The sequence below is a fragment of the Pseudomonas sp. D1-1 genome (genome assembly GCF_051132225.1).
Lineage (GTDB): Bacteria > Pseudomonadota > Gammaproteobacteria > Pseudomonadales > Pseudomonadaceae > Aquipseudomonas.
In genome coordinates this window covers 73,907-91,631 of the sequence record NZ_CP071676.1, presented here as the reverse complement: position 1 = coordinate 91,631, position 17,725 = coordinate 73,907, and the positions used below count along the sequence as shown (strand labels likewise).

The following is a 17,725-nucleotide window of genomic DNA, read 5'->3' as shown; positions in this document are numbered from 1 at the left end:
GGCAATCGCCCGGTCAGCCGCTACATTGGCTGACTTGTGCCTGCCTTTTCAGGCGCCGATTTCCCATCATACGAACATACGGAACCTGCAAAACTCCATCATGGACCCTTCCCCTGGCTTGTCCCTCGCTACACTCTTCGCCGAATTCGGCATGATTCTTTTTGCTCTGATCCTGGTCTTGCTCAACGGTTTTTTCGTTGCGGCCGAATTTGCCATGGTCAAGCTGCGCTCGACCCGGGTCGAGGCCATTGCCGAACAGAACGGCTGGCGCGGGCACATCCTGCGCACCGTCCACAGCCAGCTCGACGCCTATCTCTCGGCCTGCCAGTTGGGTATCACCCTCGCCTCCCTGGGGCTGGGATGGGTCGGCGAGCCGGCGTTCGCGCATATTCTCGAGCCGCTGCTGGGCGCGGTCGGCGTCCAGTCGCCGGAAGTGATCAAGGGTGTGTCGTTCTTCACCGCGTTCTTCATCATTTCCTACCTGCACATCGTGGTCGGCGAGCTGGCGCCCAAATCCTGGGCGATCCGCAAACCGGAACTGCTGTCGCTTTGGACGGCCGTGCCGCTGTACCTGTTCTACTGGGCCATGTACCCGGCGATCTACCTGCTCAATGCCAGCGCCAACGCGATCCTGCGTATCGCCGGCCAGGGTGAGCCCGGCCCGCATCATGAACACCATTACAGCCGCGAGGAGTTGAAGCTGATCCTGCACTCCAGCCGTGGCCAGGACCCGAGCGACCAAGGCATGCGCGTGCTGGCCTCCGCCGTGGAAATGGGCGAGCTGGAGGTGGTGGACTGGGCCAACTCCCGGGAAGACCTGGTAACGCTGGAATTCAATGCCCCGCTCAAGGAAATCCTGGCGATGTTCCGTCGCCACAAGTTCAGCCGGTATCCGGTGTACGACAGCGAGCGCCAGGAATTCGTCGGCCTGCTGCACATCAAGGACCTGCTGCTGGAACTGGCGGCCCTGGACCACATCCCCGAATCGTTCAACCTGGCGGAACTGACCCGCCCGCTGGAGCGAGTATCGAGGCACATGCCGTTGTCGCAGCTGCTGGAGCAGTTCCGCAAGGGCGGGTCGCACTTCGCCGTGGTCGAAGAAGCCGACGGCAATATCATCGGCTACCTGACCATGGAAGACGTTCTGGAAGTGCTGGTGGGCGATATCCAGGACGAACACCGCAAGGCCGAGCGCGGCATCCTCGCCTATCAGCCGGGCAAGCTACTGGTGCGCGGCGACACCCCGCTGTTCAAGGTGGAGCGCCTGCTGGGCATCGACCTGGACCACATCGAAGCGGAAACCCTGGCAGGGTTGGTCTACGAAACCCTGAAACGGGTGCCGGAAGAGGAAGAAGTGCTGGAAGTCGAAGGCCTGCGGATCATCATCAAGAAGATGAAAGGGCCGAAGATCATTCTGGCGAAGGTGTTGATGCTCGGTTGACCGGCCCGGTGGGCCTCTGTGGCGAGGGGATTTATCCCCGCTGGGTCGCGAAGCGGCCCCAACACTGCCAACTCAATTCAACGGACACACCGATGTAAGGTTTTTAGGGCCGCTTCGCAGCCCAGCGGGGATAAATCCCCTCACCACAAAAGCCCCCTCCACCGCCGCTGCGGCGCTACTGCTTGCCCAACGCAAAGTTGGGCAAGTCACCCACCGGCTGGTTGAACTGATAGGGAATCGACACCAACCCCAGCCCGGTGTTGCGCTGTACCACGAAGTGCAGGTGCGGGCCGGAGCTGTTACCGGTGTTGCCTGATAGCGCCAGCGGCGTGCCCACCACGACCCGTTGCCCCTCCTGGACGCTCACCGAGCCCTTCTGCAGGTGCAGGTAGACTCCCATGGTCCCGTCATCGTGCAACACGCGCACAAAGTTGCCGGCAGGATCGGTGCCGCGCCCGGTCTGCTCGTTCTCGGTCTTGACCACCACGCCGCCCCGCGCCGCGATGATCGGCGTGCCTTCGGGCATCGCGATGTCCATGGCGTAGCGGTTCTTCGGGCCGTAATGGCTGTATTGGCCGTTGGCGCCCTGGCTCAACCGGAAAGGCCCGCCACGCCAGGGCAACGGATAGCGATAAGCTTGCGCCGTGCCTGCGGGGTCGCCCAGGGAGTATTCGAACCTTGGGGTATAAGCCAGAGGCCTGCCGGGCCGAGTGGCCGTCAGCAGCGCCAGGCGCAGATTGCTGCGCGCCGGCAGCACGCGGCGGATCGGCCGGCTCGGCGCCCCGCTGACGTTGCGCAACCCGGCGAAGCTCAGCTCGATTTCCACCGGGGCATAGAGGTCGTTGCGCACGTACACCGCGTCCGCGCCCTTCTGCTTCCTGATGTCGAGAAACACCTGGCGCTCCAGGCGCTCGACCATGCGATCACGAAATACGAACACCTGGGAGCCTTTGCTGGGGCGGTCACTGTAGGAGACCACGCCATTGGCGTCGGTGGATTTGTAGATGGTCATGGCCAAGGCCGGGGTGGCGGCCAGGACAAGACCACAGGCGAACAGCAACGGCACGAGCATGGGCAAGAATTCTGTCGAAATGAAGGCCTGCAAAGCAGCCTAGCAGCTGGGATGGACCAGCGTAGTCGACGGATGTTTCAAAATTGGATCGGCGGTCGGGTTGAAGCTGATGGCCTCATCGTCGGATCGCCGCCCGGAGCAAGCTCGCTCCCACAGTGATTTGTGCAGGCCACACAAATCTGTGCCCTACAAAAAACCTGTGGGAGCGAGCCTGCTCGCGAAAGCGGACTGAGGGGCGCCGCCAGATCAGGCGCCCGGTACGAAGTGCTTCTGCGCCGTGCCGCGGGCGATCAGGCGGGAGATGTAGTCGAGTTTCTGCGGGTCTTTGTCGACGAAGCGGAAGGTCAGTTGCAGCCATTCGCTGTCAGGGGTTTGCTCATGGGCGACGATGGCATGCAGGTAGCCGTTCAGACGAGCGGTTTCGGCGTTGTCGCCCTGTTCCATGTCCAGCACCGAGCTCTCCAGCACTTGCGGCAGGATGTCGGTGCGCTTGACCACCAGCAACGCTTCCTTGAGGCTCAAGGCCTTGATCACGCATTGCTGGGTGCCGCTGGACAGGCGCAACTGGCCTTGGCCGCGATTGGCAGTGGGTGCGGACGCGGCAGGTGCCTTGACGGGCGGGCTGTTGAGCAAGCCACGTGCCGCCGGAGCGGCAGCCGCAGCGGGTGCAGGCGCGGCAGCGGGCTTGGCAAACGGGTTCGCCGCTGGCGCAGCCGCGGCAACCGGAGCGGCCTTGCCGCCGGTCAGGGCACTGAGCGAATCATTGCCGAACGCCGAATTCATCTTGGTCGGGGCGCTGTTCATCAACGTGTCGAGCTTGCCGACCTTGTTCAAGGCCTGCTTGACCTTGGTCAGCAACTGTTCGTTGGTGAAGGGTTTGCTGACGTAGCCGGAAACGCCGGCCTGGATCGCCTGGACCACGTTCTCCTTGTCGCCACGGCTGGTCACCATCACAAAAGGCATGCCCTTGAGATTGTCCTGCTGGCGGCACCAGGTCAGCAATTCCAGGCCGGACATTTCTGGCATTTCCCAGTCGCACAGCACCAGGTCGAACGCTTCACGGGCCAGCAGGGCCTGGGCTTTCTTGCCGTTCACCGCGTCTTCGATGCGGATGCCTGGGAAGTAGTTGCGCAGGCACTTCTTCACCAAGTCACGAATGAACGAAGCATCGTCCACGACCAACACACTGACCTTACTCATCCAGATACACCTCTAAAAAATCCCGGCAAGCATACCGCCTTACTGATGGCACATCGCCAAAAACCTTCAGTCACGCCGGGACTTTTCGTTCGCGGGTGCTGCTTTCGATTAAAAAAACCGCAAAAAAAAGCCCGACCAGAAGGCCGGGCGCTTTTCTTGGCAATCTTACTTATCGTCAGTTTGACCGGGAACATTAGCGGTTTCGGACGGGGTGCCCTCAACTTCTTCCTTCATCCGCTTGAGCCCCATGTGCCGGACATCGGTGCCACGCACGAGGTAGATCACCAGTTCCGAGATGTTGCGTGCATGATCGCCGATACGCTCCAACGAACGCAGCACCCAGATGATGCTCAACACCCGGGAAATCGAACGCGGGTCCTCCATCATGTAGGTCGCCAGCTCGCGCAGGGCGGTCTTGTACTCGCGGTCGATGATCTTGTCGTACTGGGCCACCGACAGCGCCAGGTCGGCGTCGAAACGGGCGAAGGCGTCCAGCGCATCGCGTACCATGTTGCGCACTTGGTCACCAATGTGGCGAACCTCGACGTAGCCGCGCGGCGCTTCACCTTCTTCGCACAACTGGATGGCGCGACGAGCGATCTTGGTGGCTTCGTCGCCGATCCGCTCAAGGTCGATCACCGACTTGGAGATGCTGATGATCAGGCGCAGGTCGGAAGCCGCAGGCTGACGACGGGCCAGGATGCGCAGGCATTCTTCGTCGATGTTGCGTTCCATCTGGTTGATCTGGTCATCAATCTCGCGCACTTGCTGGGCCAGGCCGGAGTCGGCCTCGATCAGCGCGGTCACCGCGTCGTTGACCTGCTTTTCCACCAGCCCGCCCATGGCCAGCAGGTGGCTGCGCACCTCTTCCAGCTCGGCGTTGAACTGCGCGGAAATGTGGTGGGTGAGGCCTTCTTTACTAATCATCTTTGGCGTCCTTGGAGCGTCCGGTAAGGTGCGGCGGACCGCAGCGTAGATTCAATGAGCAACAACGGCTTCCTAGCCGTAACGACCGGTGATGTAGTCCTCGGTCTGCTTCATGGCCGGATTGGTAAACAGGGTATCGGTGTCGCCGAATTCCACCAGCTTGCCCATGTACATGAACGCGGTGTAGTCGGACACCCGCGCCGCCTGCTGCATGTTGTGGGTCACGATGACGATGGTGAACTTGGACTTGAGCTCGTAGATCAGTTCCTCGACTTTCAGCGTCGAGATCGGGTCGAGTGCCGAGCAAGGTTCGTCGAGCAGCAGCACTTCCGGCTCCACGGCGATGGTGCGGGCGATCACCAGACGCTGCTGCTGCCCACCGGACAGGCCCAGCGCCGATTCGTGCAGGCGGTCCTTGACCTCATCCCACAGCGCCGCGCCCTTGAGTGCCCACTCCACGGCTTCATCGAGTACGCGCTTCTTGTTGATGCCCTGGATCCGCAGGCCATAGACGACGTTCTCGTAGATGGTCTTGGGGAACGGGTTGGGCTTCTGGAACACCATGCCCACGCGACGACGCAGTTCGGCAACGTCTTCGCCCTTGCGGTAGATGTTGTTGCCGTAGAGGTTGATTTCGCCTTCGACGCGGCAGCCGTCCACCAGATCGTTCATGCGGTTGAAGGTGCGCAGCAAGGTCGACTTGCCGCAGCCCGACGGACCGATGAACGCGGTGACGCGCTGTTTCGGGATGTTCAGGCTGACATCGTACAGCGCCTGTTTCTGACCGTAGAACAGGTTCAGGCCGGGCACTTCGATGGCGACGGTTTCCTGAGCCAGGTTCAGGCTCTGCTTGTCGCGGCCCAGGGCCGACATGTTGATGCCGTGTGTAGGTGCTTCGTGTTGCATGGGAGGCTCCCTGTGCTAACAAATTCGGTTCGGAACGCCTGTGTGGCGACCCCATGAAATTCCAATGTGGGAGCGAGCCTGCTCGCGAAGGGGGCCTTGAGGCCGCCAAAAGCTTCGCGAGCAGGCTCGCTCCCACAGACCCTCAACTATCCAGTGCCTTGTACTTCTCACGCAGGTGGTTACGGATCCACACCGCCGACAGGTTCAGGGTCGCGATCACCAGCACCAGCAGCAACGCCGTGGCGTAGACCAATGGCCGGGCTGCTTCGACGTTCGGGCTCTGGAAGCCGACGTCATAGATATGGAAGCCCAGGTGCATGATTTTCTGGTCCAAGTGCAGGTACGGGTAGTTGCCATCCAGCGGCAGCGACGGCGCCAGTTTCACCACGCCCACCAGCATCAGCGGCGCTACCTCGCCGGCGGCACGGGCCACGGCGAGGATCATGCCGGTCATCATCGCCGGGCTCGCCATCGGCAGGACGATTTTCCACAGTGTTTCGGCCTTGGTTGCACCGAGTGCCAGGGAGCCTTCGCGCACGGTCCGCGGAATCCGCGCCAGGCCTTCCTCGGTGGCCACGATCACCACCGGTACGGCCAGCAGCGCCAGCGTCAAGGAAGCCCAGAGCAGGCCCGGCGTGCCGAAGGTCGGTGCCGGCAAAGCCTCGGGGAAGAATAGCCGGTCAACCGAGCCGCCCAGCACATAGACGAAAAAACCCAGCCCGAACACGCCGTAGACGATGGCCGGAACGCCTGCGAGGTTGTTCACCGCGATGCGGATCAGGCGGGTCATCGGCCCCTGGCGCGCGTATTCACGCAGGTAGACCGCTGCCAGCACGCCGAACGGCGTGACGATCATCGCCATGATCAGGGTCATCATCACGGTGCCGAAAATAGCCGGGAAGATCCCACCTTCAGTGTTGGCTTCACGCGGATCGTCGCTGAGGAACTCCCAGACCTTGCTGAAGTAGAAACCCATCTTGGTGAACGTGCCCATGCCGTTTGGCTGGTAGGCGTGCACCACTTTGCCGATCTCGATTTCCACTTCCTTGCCGTTGGCATCGCGGGCCGTCAGGCTGTCGCGGTTGAACTGCGCATGCAGGTCGGTCAGGCGCGCTTCGATGTCCTTGTAGCGGGCGTTCAGTTCGGCGCGTTCGCTTTCCAGGTCAGCCTGGGCGGCGGCGTCGAGCTTGCCGTCCAGCTCCAGCTTGCGACCGTGCAGGCGGATGCGCTCGAGGCCGGCGTTGATCGCGCCGATGTCGACTTTTTCCAGAGTCTTGAGTTCGTCGGCCAGTTGATTGACCCGCTCGATACGCGCCTGCAACTGCGGCCAGGCGGCTTCGCCCTCGGCGATGACCTTGCCTTGTTCCTTGACGTTGACCAGGTAGCCGTAGAAGTTGCCCCACTCACGTCGCTCCAGAGCCATCAGCTCCGGCGGGGTCGTCTGGTTGCTCAGCCAGTCGCCGACGATCCAGGTGAAATCGGTGCCGTTGAGATCCCGGTTACCGACCTTGACCAGTTCGCGGGTCATGAACTCCGGGCCTTCGTCCGGCACCGGCAGGCCAGCGCTTTTCAGGCGCTCGCGAGGCACTTCTTCTTTCTGTACGACTTCGCCGACCACCAGGTGCGCCGGCATGCCCGGTACGTTGTAGCTGGCGTGGATCAGGTCGGCCGGCCAGAAGTGGCCCAGGCCGCGCACGGCAATCACCGCCAACAGGCCAATGGTCATGATGACCGCGATGGACACCGCGCCACCGCTGATCCAGACGCCCGGGGCGCCGCTCTTGAACCATCCTTTCAGGGAGTTCTGTTTCACAGACTTCTACCTTTCTTAAAGCGACGAATATTTCTTGCGCAGACGCTGACGGATCAGCTCGGCGAGGGTGTTCATGACGAAGGTGAACAACAGCAGCACCAAGGCCGACAGGAACAGCACGCGGTAATGGCTGCCGCCGACTTCCGACTCAGGCATCTCCACCGCGACGTTGGCCGCCAGGGTGCGCAGGCCTTCGAACAGGTTCATTTCCATCACCGGGGTGTTGCCGGTTGCCATCAGCACGATCATCGTCTCGCCCACCGCCCGGCCCATACCGATCATCAGCGCCGAGAAGATGCCCGGGCTGGCGGTGAGGATGACCACGCGGGTCATGGTCTGCCATGGGGTAGCGCCCAGGGCCAGCGAGCCGAGGGTCAGGCCGCGAGGCACACTGAACACGGCGTCTTCGGCAATGGAGTAAATGTTCGGGATGACCGCGAAGCCCATCGCCAGGCCGACCACCAGGGCGTTGCGCTGGTCGTAGGTGATGCCCAGGTCATGGGAGATCCACATGCGCATGTCGCCGCCGAAGAACCAGGCTTCCATGTACGGGCTCATGTATAGCGAGAGCCAGCCGACGAACAGGATCACCGGGATCAGCAAGGCGCTTTCCCAGCCGTCCGGCACTCGCAGGCGAATGGATTCCGGCAGGCGGCTGAAAGCGAAACCGGCGACCAGGATACCGATCGGCAGCAACATCAGCAGGCTGAAGATGCCCGGCAGATGCCCTTCGACGTACGGCGCCAGGAACAGACCGGCGAAGAAACCGAGGATCACCGTCGGCATCGCTTCCATCAGCTCGATCACCGGCTTGACCTTGCGGCGCATGCCCGGCGCCATGAAGTAGGCGGTGTAGATCGCTGCGGCAACCGCCAGCGGCGCGGCCAGAAGCATCGCGTAGAACGCCGCTTTCAGGGTGCCGAAGGTCAGCGGCGACAGGCTCAGCTTGGGTTCGAAGTCGGTGTTGGCGGCAGTCGATTGCCAGACGTACTTGGGCTCATCGTAGTTTTCGTACCAGACCTTGCTCCACAAGGCGCTCCACGAGACTTCCGGGTGTGGGTTTTCCAGGACCAGCGGTTGCAGCTTGCCGCCCTGCTCCACGATCAGGCGGTTGGCCCGTGGCGACATGCCGAACAGGCCTTGGCCATCGACTACCTGATCAACCAGCAAGGTGCGGTGGGCAGTACTGTGGAACACGCCGAGCTTGCCGGCGGCGTCGAGCGCAACGAAGCCCTTGCGACGCTCTTCGGCGCTGATCTCGACGATGGGTGCGCTGCCCATCTGGAAGGTACGAATCTGTTTGAAACGCAGCTCGCCGTCCGGATCGCGAGCCATGAACCACTGGGCCAGGCCGCCCTTGGAATCACCGATGATCAGCGATATGCCACCGACCAACTGGGCAACGGCGGTGACCTGGGCGTCAGCGTTCTCGAGCAGCTTGTAGCGACCGTTGAGGCTCTTGTCCCGCAGGCTGAACACATCGGCCTGGGCGCGCCCGTTGACCACATACAGCCACTGCTGGCGCGGGTCGACGAAAATGTTTTTTACCGGCTCGGTCATCTGCGGCAGATCGATACGCGTCTGCTCGCTGGTGATTTCACCGGTCATCATGTTTTCTTCGCTGGTGAGCGACAGCACATAGAGCTGCGCGCCGCTGGAGCCAGCCAGCAGCAACGTCGAATCGGTCGCGTTGAGGCTGACATGCTCCAGGGCCGCGCCCTGTTCGTTCAACGCGACCGGCGCTTCACCGTAAGGGTATTCGATGGCCGGAGAGATGGTTTTCTTGCCGTCGGGGTAGCTGACTTTATAAGTGTGGCGGAACACCAGGGCCTGGCCATTGGACAAGCCGATCGCCACCAGCGGGCTGCCGGGCTGATCTTCACCGATGGACGTCACAGTGGCGCCGGCCGGGATCGGCAGGTCGACACGCCGCAGTTCGGCACCGCTGTCGAGGTTGTAGAACAGCGCCACGCCCTTGTCGGAAACCCGCATCGCCACCTGGTTCTGTTCTTCGATGGCGATCATCAGCGGCTTGCCGGCGTCTTGCATCCAGGCAGGGGTAATCGAGTCCTTGGCGGTCAGGTCCGCGCCTTGGAACAGCGGCAGTACCACGTAGGCCAGGAAGAAAAAAATCAAAGTAATGGCGGCGAGGACGGCGAGGCCGCCAACCAGCACGTACCAACGGGTGAGGCGATCCTTGAGCGCGCGGATGCGGCGCTTGCGTTGCAGCTCAGGCGTATTGAAGTCAATGCGCTTGGGAGGGGAAGTCGTAGTCATTGTGGAGTTGGCCAGATCATTCATGCGCACACCCTAGCGATCCTGTATGACAGAAAGATGACAGTGAAGTGACGCAACAAATCCGCCGCCGGTGGGAACCGGCAGCGGATGGAAATTTGGTCTGTGGCAGCGAGCAAGCTCGCTCCCACAGGGGCCTGGGCTCAGGCGTTACTGCTTGGCGACGTTGCCGCCTTCCTGCAGACCCAGGTCAGCCAGTGCCTTGGCGGCGACTTTGGCTGGAACCGGGATGTAGCCGTCCTTGACCACGACTTCCTGGCCTTGCTTGGACAGGATCAGCTTGACGAACTCGGCTTCCAGCGGGGCCAGAGGCTTGTTCGGTGCCTTGTTGACGTAGACGTAGAGGAAACGCGACAGCGGATACTTGCCGTTCAGGGCGTTTTCTTCGGTGTCCTCGACGAACTCACCGCCTTCCTTCTTGGCCAGGGCAACGGTTTTCACGCTGGCGGTCTTGTAGCCGATACCCGAGTAGCCGATGCCGTTAAGCGAGCTGCTGATCGACTGCACAACCGAAGCCGAACCTGGTTGTTCGTTGACATTTGGCTTGTAGTCGCCTTTGCACAGGGCTTCTTCCTTGAAGTAGCCGTAGGTGCCGGACACCGAGTTGCGGCCAAACAGCTGGACTGGCTTGTTGGCCAGGTCGCCGGTCACGCCCAGGTCGCCCCAGGTCTTGACGTCAGCCTTGGCGCCGCACAGGCGAGTCGAGGAGAAAATCGCATCGACCTGAGCCATGGTCAGGTGCTTGATCGGGTTGTCCTTGTGCACGAATACCGCCAGGGCATCCACGGCAACCGGAATAGCGGTCGGCTTGTAGCCGTACTTCTGTTCGAAGGCTTGCAGCTCGTTGTCCTTCATCTTGCGGCTCATCGGGCCCAGGTTGGCGGTGCCTTCGGTGAGTGCGGGCGGCGCGGTGGAGGAACCGGCGGCCTGGATCTGGATGTTGACGTTCGGGTATTCCTTCTTGTAGTTCTCGGCCCACAAGGTCATCAGGTTAGCCAGGGTATCGGAGCCGACGCTGGACAGGTTGCCCGACACACCAGTGGTCTTGGTGTAGCTCGGGATCGCAGGGTCAACAGCGGCAACCGCGTTGGCAGTCGCGACGCCAGCAGCGACAAACGTCATTGCCGCCATCAAACGCTTCAGTTTCATGCCTTACTCCTAGCAGATAGGGTGTGTTAAGTCGGCCAAGTATCGATAAGCCGTATGAACACTCTATGGCTGAAATATGACAATTGGATGAAAGGCCAGCATTGGGTTTCGCAGGATGATTCATGGTGCGCCCATCGCGAGCAAGCTCGCTCCCACAGAGGATATGCGATAAACACCGAACCCTGTGGGAGCGAGCTTGCTCGCGATGAGGCCAGTACAGGCAGTGAAAGACCAGGGCCTAGCGGCCCTTCTTCCAGAGATACCCACCAATCAACATCCCGATCCCGCAGATAATCGCTACGTAGTACGCCGGCCCCATCGGACTCTCTTTCAACAGCAGGGTCACGATCATCGGGGTCAGCCCGCCGAAGATCGCGTAGGCCAGGTTGTAGGAGAACGACAGTCCGCTGAAGCGCACCACGGCCGGGAAAGCATTGACCATGACGTAGGGCACCGCGCCGATGGTACCCACCAACAAGCCGCTCAAGGCGTAGAGCGGGAACAACCACTCGGGGTGCTCGAACAGGCTGTGGTAGAAGGTCCAGAAGGTGATCATCAGCAAGCCACTACCAAAAACGAACACCCGGCCGGCGCCGAAGCGGTCAGCCAGCACACCCGCGCCGATACAGCCGAAACTGAGGAATACGATCGCCAGGCTATTGGCCTGCAACGCGGTGGTCGGGCTGAAGTGGTACACGGTCTGCAGCACGGTTGGGGTCATCAGGATCACCACGATGACGCCCGCCGACAACAGCCAGGTCAGCAGCATCGAAATGGCGATGGCGCCGCGATGATCACGCAGCACCGCGCGCAACGGCACTTCTTGGGCCAGGGCCTTGCGCAATTGCAGCTCGGCAAATACCGGGGTTTCATGGAGCCAGCGGCGCAGGTACACCGAAAACAGGCCGAACACGCCGCCCAGCAGGAACGGGATCCGCCAGGCGTAATCCGCTACTTCCACCGGCGTATAAATGCTGTTGATGGCCGTGGCGACCAGCGAACCCAGCAAAATCCCCGCCGTCAGGCCGCAGGTCAGCGTGCCGCAGGCATAGCCGATGTGGCGCGCCGGCACGTGTTCGGAAACGAATACCCAGGCGCCTGGCACTTCGCCGCCAATCGCGGCGCCCTGGATTACCCGCATCAACAGCAACAGAATCGGCGCCCACATGCCGATCTGCGCGTAAGTGGGCAGCAGACCCATGATCAGGGTCGGCACGGCCATCATGAAGATGCTCAGGGTGAACATCTTCTTGCGTCCCAGCAGGTCGCCGAAGTGGGCCATGATGATCCCGCCCAGCGGCCGGGCCAGGTAACCGGCGGCAAAGATGCCGAACGTCTGCATCAGGCGCAGCCACTCGGGCATCTCGGCGGGGAAGAACAATTTGCCGACCACGGTGGCAAAGAACACGAAAATGATGAAATCGTAGAATTCCAGCGCACCGCCCAAGGCAGAAAGCGACAGGGTCTTGTAGTCGTTACGGGTCAGCGGACGGGCGGGTTGTGCGGGTGTCGCCGTGCTCGAAGGCGCAGTGGTCATGGCAAGGGCTTCTCTTATAGTCGATTCTGCGGCCCCGACAACACTGAATGGGCGCCCGGGCAGGTTCGGCACGATAGCAAATTGTTCGAAAAAGCACATAGAGGCGCGTAATTGACAGTCGAAATCAGAACCGAGTGGTCGTCTCGACGACTATCGCCCGATATACTCGCAACCTTGCAACACTCTGTAAGGGGTTGCTGTGCGAAAACGTCGTTGGTGGCGCAATACGAGATCAGCCGGTTTCGCAGAGTTTCCCTTTGGCACGCCTTGACGAAAAACGTGACGAACGCGGCATGTTCGGGCTGAATCGTTTTTTTAAGGACGGCTACTCACCTGAAGTACAAGACAGCGTTACGGGTCAGAGGCACCCCCGGCATGATAGAGCTCGAACAAGAAGATCCAATCCCGCAGGGCGATCTGGCCCTGCAAATCACCGCGCTTCCCCGAGAGACCAACGGCTTCGGGGATATTTTCGGCGGTTGGCTGGTGTCCCAGATGGACCTGGCCGGCACCGCGATGGCCAGCAAGGTTGCCGGCGGCCGCGTGGCTACCGTGGCGATCGATCGCATGGCGTTCCTGGTGCCGGTGGCAGTGGGTGCGCAATTGTCGTTCTACACCCAGGCCCTGGAAATCGGCCGGAGCTCGATCCAGATGATGGTCGAGGTCTGGAGTGACGACCCATTGTCCAGCGAATGGCGCAAGGTCACCGAAGCGGTGTTCGTGTTCGTCGCCATCGATGGCAGTGGTCGTACCCGCTCGGTTCCACCTCGGGCGCGTTAAACACGGCGGCCGTTTTGCGGTCCATTGCAGTCCATGTTCCTGAACGAGATTTGCAGCATGCCAACGCCTAACGTCGAAGCCGTCAAACTGGATGAACTGAACGGTTGGCGCATCCGCCACGGTCAGGCCGAGTTGCTCGTGGCCCAGCAAGGCGCGCACGTTCTCAGCTATCAGGTGGACGGCCAGCCGCCGCTGATCTGGCTCAACGACCAGGCGACGTTCAAGACCGGCAAGAGCATCCGTGCCGGCGTACCGGTGTGCTGGCCGTGGTTCGGCAACCTGACGCGCAACCCCGACAGCGTCCAGGCCATGCGCGTCAGCAACGAACCGGCCACCGCTCACGGCCTGGTACGGGCAATGGATTGGGAACTCAAGGGCATCGAAGCCGAGGGTGAAAGCCTGAAGATCGAATTCGTGCTGCCCTATCCCGAAAACGGTTTGTCCGGCTGGCCCCATCAGGTCGACCTGACCTTGACCATGGTCATGGACGAGCAACTGCATATCCATCTGACCAGCCATAACCGTGGCAGCGAAACCGTCAGCCTGAGCCAGGCGCTGCACAGCTATTTCGCGGTCAGCGACGTGCGCAACGTGCATGTCGACGGAGTGGATGGCTTGCGCTACGTCGAGACCCTGGATGACTGGAACGTCCATACCCAGGCCGGCGAGCTGCATTTTGCCGGCGAAACCGACCGGATCTATCTCGATACGCCGCCGACGCTGAGCATCGTCGACGCGCATTGGCAGCGACGCATCGAATTGACCGCTACCGGTTCACGTTCGGCGGTGATCTGGAACCCCTGGACCGAACGCGCCAAGGCCTTCAGCGACATGGCCGATGATGGCTGGCAACGCATGCTCTGCATCGAGACGGCCAATGTGATGGATGATGTGGTGACGTTGTTGCCAGATGCCAGCCATACGCTGGGCGTGAGCATTCGCAGCAAACCGCTCTAAACACACTGAACAAATCCCCTGTGGGAGCGAGCCTGCTCGCGAAGGCGGCGTGTCAGTGAATACATATCTTGACTGACACACTGCCTTCGCGAGCAGGCTCGCTCCCACAATGGGTTGATGCCAAACCTACAAATCCGCCTCCTGCACCACCCGCACCTTCTGCGCCTCCATCGCATACGCCGCGCTCGCCAGGTCGTTGTCGACCTTTTCGATCTTCAGCGTGCCGGTGACCCACAGCGGCGTGTAGATATCATCCAGCTTCAGGCCTTTGGGATAACGCACCAGCACCAATTGATTGGGCGGCGGTGGCGGGACATGGATGCAGGCCCCCGGGTAAGGCACCAGGAAAAACAGCGTGCTGCGGCCCTTGGCGTCGGTTTCCAGCGGCACCGGGTATCCGCCGATGCGGATGTGCTTGTCGTTCATTGACGCCACGGTCTTGGTCGAATACATCACCGCCGGCAAGCCTTTGCTCTGCTTCAGGCCACCCTTTTCGGTGAAGGTGCCGTTGGCTTCGGGGGAGTTGTGATCGATCTCGGGCATGGCCTCGAGGGCCTTCTGGTCCGACTTGGGCATCAGTTCGAGCCAGTCGGTTTCGGGCAGCTCGGCGGCGTGGGCCAGGCCAGTGCCCAGCAGAAGGAAGGTCAGCAGTAGACGGCGCATGAAAGGGCTCGGCATAAGGGAAAATACGACGCCGGGCATTCTAGCCCTCCGCGCGCGCCACGCGCAGAGGACTTTCGCGCTTTGATCAGTTCCTTTTGATCAGGCCGTAGATCACCAGCAGCACCACCGCGCCCACCAGGGCACCGAGGAAACCAGCGCCTTCGCCTGCCTGATAGATGCCCAGGGCCTGGCCGCCGTAAGTGGCTGCCAGCGAACCGCCGATACCCAGCAGGATGGTCATGATCCAGCCCATGCTGTCATCGCCAGGCTTCAGGAAACGCGCGAGCAGGCCAACGATCAGGCCGATAAAAATGGTTCCGATGATTCCCATGGTATTCCCCTCTGATTAAGTAGCTATGCCAAAGCCTAGTCAGACTTTGGCACCTTGCCATGAGAGAAGACGGCCGACGAATGGTTCCACCGATGTTTCAGATTATTGCTCGGCGATCAGCGTCTCGACCTTGATGATCTGCTGGGCCAGCGTGGCCCGGTCGGCGCAACGCAGGTTGGCGTGACCAACCTTGCGCCCGACCTTGAACGCCTTGCCGTAGTGATGCAGGTGGCAGTCGGCGATCGCCAGGACCTTCTCGGTGTCCGGCACCTTGCCGATGAAGTTCAGCATCGCGCTTTCGCCGACCTTGGCCGTCGACCCCAGCGGCAGCCCGGCGACCGCCCGCAGGTGGTTTTCGAACTGGCTGCACTCGGCGCCTTCGGTGGTCCAGTGCCCGGAGTTGTGCACGCGCGGGGCGATTTCATTGGCCTTGAGGCCGCCATCCACTTCAAAGAACTCGAACGCCATGACGCCGACATAATCGAGCTGCTTGAGTACCCGGCTGGAGTAGTCTTCAGCCAGGGCTTGCAGCGGGTGGTCGGTGCTGGCGACGGACAGCTTGAGGATGCCGTCCTTATGGGTGTTGTGCACCAGCGGGTAGAAACGGATTTCACCGTCACGGGCACGCACGGCGATCAGCGAGACTTCGCCGGTGAAAGGCACGAAGCCTTCCAGCAGGCAGCCGACGCTGCCCAGCTCGGCGAATGTGCCGGCGACGTCTTCCGGGTTGCGCAGGACCTTCTGGCCCTTGCCGTCGTAACCCAGGGTGCGGGTCTTGAGCACGGCCGGCAGGCCGATGGACGCAACGGCGGCTTCCAGGTCGGCCTGGGACTGAATGTCGGCGAAGGCCGGGGTCGGAATGCCCAGGTCCTTGAACATGTTCTTTTCGAACCATCGATCGCGGGCGATGCGCAAGGCTTCGGCGCTCGGGAAGACCGGGACGAACTGGGACAGGAAGGCAACGGTCTCGGCCGGGACGCTTTCGAACTCGAAGGTCACCAGGTCGACTTCATCGGCCAGCTGGCGCAGATGGTCCTGATCGCCGTAATCGGCACGCAGGTGTTCACCCAGCGCCGCGGCACAGGCGTCCGGCGCCGGATCCAGGAAAGCGAAGTTCATCCCCAACGGCGTACCCGCCAGGGCCAACATGCGACCCAACTGGCCGCCACCGATTACACCGATCTTCATTCGTCAACAACCTCAGGCAATGCGTGGGTCTGGATTGTCCAGGACGCTGTCTGTCTGCTCAGCGCGGAATTTTTTCAGCACGGTATGAAACTGCGGATGCTTGGCGCCCAGGATACTCGCCGACAACAGGGCTGCGTTGATCGCGCCGGCCTTGCCGATGGCCAGGGTGGCAACCGGGATGCCGGCGGGCATCTGCACGATCGACAGCAACGAATCGACGCCCGAGAGCATCGATGACTGTACCGGCACGCCCAGTACCGGCAAGTGCGTCTTGGCCGCGCACATGCCTGGCAGGTGAGCCGCGCCGCCGGCGCCGGCGATGATCACTTCGATGCCACGCGCCTCGGCTTCTTCGGCGTACTGGAACAGCAGGTCCGGGGTGCGGTGGGCGGACACCACTTTCACCTCGTAGGGGATGCCGAGCTTTTCCAGCATATCGGCGGTGTGGCTAAGGGTGGACCAATCGGACTTGGAGCCCATGATCACGCCAACCAGTGCACTCATCGTCGTGCCTCTTCTCTCTGGGCGCCCTGGGGCGCGTCAAAAAACAACAAGCCACGCAGGAAACCGGCGTGGCTTGTTGTACGAATTATGGCCGGGTGGACCGACCGAAGGCCGGGCAGTATACCGTAATGAAGCAGATAAACAGCCCCTGTCGCGACCATCTGTCATGCGTTGCGCAAACCGCGGCTTTCCTGACTATCGAGTCAGTGCGCCGGGCTCATTTACGGGGAAATATCTTGAGGTGCAGCAGCGGTTTATCCAGTTCAAAAAGCAGCCTATAAGAATCCGGCACGGTGCGCTCTTGTAACCAAGGGGCACTTTCTGGAGCACTCATTGAACAGGACGTTCAAACATGCCAAAACCTATCGTGATCCTAGTTATCCAACACGACGATCTAAAAGACTACAGTGTGAGCCAATTCTATCCCGATTATTTTTCCTGGTTTAACACCGAGCTGGAAAGAGTTGCACATCGTAAAGTCCAGATTACAGTCCATCCCGTGGGTACTTACCCCGCGCTCTCGGGATTCAATTACAAGCATGTAGACGAAGTAAAAACCATCCGGGAATGGCGGCGACTGGTGGCGGAACTGCACATCGAGACGGTGCAGAACCGCGGCCTTGAGCCGTCCCTCACCAAGATCCTGTTGCTGACTCGGGACAATCTCAACAGCAAAGTTGCCGGTATCGCGGACGTCAAGGGCTACGCGGCCATTGCTTCAATTACTAAATTCCGGACACCGGCCCATGAAATAGGCCATATGCTGGGCGCGACCCATGATGACGGTGCGATCGAATATGATGGCTGGTGGCATAATTCGATCATGTTCGGCGACGACTTCCAGGATTTTCGTGGCAATACTTACCGCTTTACCGAAAAGAACCGGGCAAACATCCGTAGCTACGTAGACTCCTTCGACTGACCCGCCCATCCGGCGTGAAAGCCCAGACGACGGTTTTCAC

16 protein-coding genes are annotated in these 17,725 nt (G+C 61.2%); 4 read left to right on the top strand and 12 right to left on the bottom strand.

Features of this window, described 5'->3' with window-relative positions; genetic code table 11:
* Positions 1–100 precede the first annotated feature (100 nt).
* Positions 101–1,441, top strand: a complete 1,341-nt coding sequence (locus tag J3P86_RS00380) for a hemolysin family protein (RefSeq protein WP_434626770.1) — start codon at positions 101–103, stop codon at positions 1,439–1,441.
* A gap of 175 nt (positions 1,442–1,616) precedes the next feature.
* Here J3P86_RS00380 and J3P86_RS00375 read toward each other — a convergent pair whose 3' ends face one another.
* The 8 genes from J3P86_RS00375 to J3P86_RS00340 form a co-directional block, all read right to left on the bottom strand.
* The gene (locus J3P86_RS00375; protein ID WP_434626772.1) at positions 1,617–2,513 is read right to left on the bottom strand and encodes a peptidoglycan DD-metalloendopeptidase family protein; all 897 of its coding nucleotides are present in this window, start codon (positions 2,511–2,513) and stop codon (positions 1,617–1,619) included.
* 246 nt (positions 2,514–2,759) lie between these two features.
* Positions 2,760–3,713 (bottom strand): response regulator, encoded by a 954-nt coding sequence (locus J3P86_RS00370; protein ID WP_305497677.1) that lies wholly within the window; start codon positions 3,711–3,713, stop codon positions 2,760–2,762.
* A gap of 165 nt (positions 3,714–3,878) precedes the next feature.
* On the bottom strand, positions 3,879–4,640 hold the full coding sequence (gene phoU / locus J3P86_RS00365; protein ID WP_072397242.1) for a phosphate signaling complex protein PhoU: 762 nt from the start codon (positions 4,638–4,640) through the stop codon (positions 3,879–3,881).
* A gap of 72 nt (positions 4,641–4,712) precedes the next feature.
* Complete coding sequence (gene pstB, locus J3P86_RS00360) at positions 4,713–5,546, bottom strand: phosphate ABC transporter ATP-binding protein PstB (protein WP_305497678.1); 834 nt, start codon at positions 5,544–5,546, stop codon at positions 4,713–4,715.
* A 142-nt stretch (positions 5,547–5,688) separates the two neighbouring features.
* On the bottom strand, positions 5,689–7,359 hold the full coding sequence (gene pstA / locus J3P86_RS00355) for a phosphate ABC transporter permease PstA (protein ID WP_434602405.1): 1,671 nt from the start codon (positions 7,357–7,359) through the stop codon (positions 5,689–5,691).
* Positions 7,360–7,374: 15 nt separating this feature from the next.
* Complete coding sequence (locus J3P86_RS00350) at positions 7,375–9,408, bottom strand: ABC transporter permease subunit (protein ID WP_434700690.1); 2,034 nt, start codon at positions 9,406–9,408, stop codon at positions 7,375–7,377.
* 396 nt (positions 9,409–9,804) lie between these two features.
* Positions 9,805–10,803, bottom strand: coding sequence for a phosphate ABC transporter substrate-binding protein PstS (locus tag J3P86_RS00345; protein ID WP_092333675.1), 999 nt, complete (start codon positions 10,801–10,803; stop codon positions 9,805–9,807).
* Between the two features lie 238 nt (positions 10,804–11,041).
* Entirely contained in the window at positions 11,042–12,340 is a 1,299-nt protein-coding gene (locus J3P86_RS00340) for an MFS transporter (RefSeq protein ID WP_434699208.1), read from the bottom strand.
* A 375-nt stretch (positions 12,341–12,715) separates the two neighbouring features.
* On the opposite strand from J3P86_RS00340, the gene J3P86_RS00335 reads away from it, so the two are divergent.
* Complete coding sequence (locus tag J3P86_RS00335; RefSeq protein WP_003177184.1) at positions 12,716–13,120, top strand: acyl-CoA thioesterase; 405 nt, start codon at positions 12,716–12,718, stop codon at positions 13,118–13,120.
* A 57-nt stretch (positions 13,121–13,177) separates the two neighbouring features.
* Positions 13,178–14,077 (top strand): D-hexose-6-phosphate mutarotase, encoded by a 900-nt coding sequence (locus J3P86_RS00330; protein WP_434626779.1) that lies wholly within the window; start codon positions 13,178–13,180, stop codon positions 14,075–14,077.
* Positions 14,078–14,203: 126 nt separating this feature from the next.
* Here the strand turns inward: J3P86_RS00330 and J3P86_RS00325 are convergent, their stop codons facing one another.
* From J3P86_RS00325 to purE, 4 genes are all read right to left on the bottom strand, one after another.
* Positions 14,204–14,740 carry a DUF3299 domain-containing protein gene (locus J3P86_RS00325; protein ID WP_305497682.1) on the bottom strand — a complete coding sequence of 179 codons (537 nt, stop codon included), beginning with the start codon at positions 14,738–14,740 and terminating at the stop codon, positions 14,204–14,206.
* Between the two features lie 85 nt (positions 14,741–14,825).
* Complete coding sequence (locus J3P86_RS00320; RefSeq protein WP_256229514.1) at positions 14,826–15,071, bottom strand: GlsB/YeaQ/YmgE family stress response membrane protein; 246 nt, start codon at positions 15,069–15,071, stop codon at positions 14,826–14,828.
* A gap of 102 nt (positions 15,072–15,173) precedes the next feature.
* Positions 15,174–16,259 (bottom strand): 5-(carboxyamino)imidazole ribonucleotide synthase, encoded by a 1,086-nt coding sequence (locus tag J3P86_RS00315; RefSeq protein WP_434699207.1) that lies wholly within the window; start codon positions 16,257–16,259, stop codon positions 15,174–15,176.
* A 12-nt stretch (positions 16,260–16,271) separates the two neighbouring features.
* Entirely contained in the window at positions 16,272–16,763 is a 492-nt protein-coding gene (gene purE, locus J3P86_RS00310; protein ID WP_003196369.1) for a 5-(carboxyamino)imidazole ribonucleotide mutase, read from the bottom strand.
* A gap of 352 nt (positions 16,764–17,115) precedes the next feature.
* On the opposite strand from purE, the gene J3P86_RS00305 reads away from it, so the two are divergent.
* Positions 17,116–17,685, top strand: coding sequence for a reprolysin-like metallopeptidase (locus J3P86_RS00305; protein ID WP_434699206.1), 570 nt, complete (start codon positions 17,116–17,118; stop codon positions 17,683–17,685).
* The last annotated feature ends 40 nt before the right edge of the window (positions 17,686–17,725 follow it).

Coding starts and splice junctions, on each gene's coding strand:
- J3P86_RS00305 (WP_434699206.1), top strand. CDS start 17,116: ATGCCAAAACCTATCGTGATCCTAGTTATCCAACACGACGATCTAAAA.
- J3P86_RS00350 (WP_434700690.1), bottom strand. CDS start 9,408: ATGCAAGACGCCGGCAAGCCGCTGATGATCGCCATCGAAGAACAGAAC.
- J3P86_RS00325 (WP_305497682.1), bottom strand. CDS start 14,740: ATGCGCCGTCTACTGCTGACCTTCCTTCTGCTGGGCACTGGCCTGGCC.
- J3P86_RS00330 (WP_434626779.1), top strand. CDS start 13,178: ATGCCAACGCCTAACGTCGAAGCCGTCAAACTGGATGAACTGAACGGT.
- J3P86_RS00340 (WP_434699208.1), bottom strand. CDS start 12,340: ATGACCACTGCGCCTTCGAGCACGGCGACACCCGCACAACCCGCCCGT.
- J3P86_RS00320 (WP_256229514.1), bottom strand. CDS start 15,071: ATGGGAATCATCGGAACCATTTTTATCGGCCTGATCGTTGGCCTGCTC.
- J3P86_RS00380 (WP_434626770.1), top strand. CDS start 101: ATGGACCCTTCCCCTGGCTTGTCCCTCGCTACACTCTTCGCCGAATTC.
- J3P86_RS00345 (WP_092333675.1), bottom strand. CDS start 10,803: ATGAAACTGAAGCGTTTGATGGCGGCAATGACGTTTGTCGCTGCTGGC.
- J3P86_RS00315 (WP_434699207.1), bottom strand. CDS start 16,259: ATGAAGATCGGTGTAATCGGTGGCGGCCAGTTGGGTCGCATGTTGGCC.
- purE (WP_003196369.1), bottom strand. CDS start 16,763: ATGAGTGCACTGGTTGGCGTGATCATGGGCTCCAAGTCCGATTGGTCC.
- J3P86_RS00335 (WP_003177184.1), top strand. CDS start 12,716: ATGATAGAGCTCGAACAAGAAGATCCAATCCCGCAGGGCGATCTGGCC.
- J3P86_RS00375 (WP_434626772.1), bottom strand. CDS start 2,513: ATGCTCGTGCCGTTGCTGTTCGCCTGTGGTCTTGTCCTGGCCGCCACC.
- pstB (WP_305497678.1), bottom strand. CDS start 5,546: ATGCAACACGAAGCACCTACACACGGCATCAACATGTCGGCCCTGGGC.
- phoU (WP_072397242.1), bottom strand. CDS start 4,640: ATGATTAGTAAAGAAGGCCTCACCCACCACATTTCCGCGCAGTTCAAC.
- J3P86_RS00370 (WP_305497677.1), bottom strand. CDS start 3,713: ATGAGTAAGGTCAGTGTGTTGGTCGTGGACGATGCTTCGTTCATTCGT.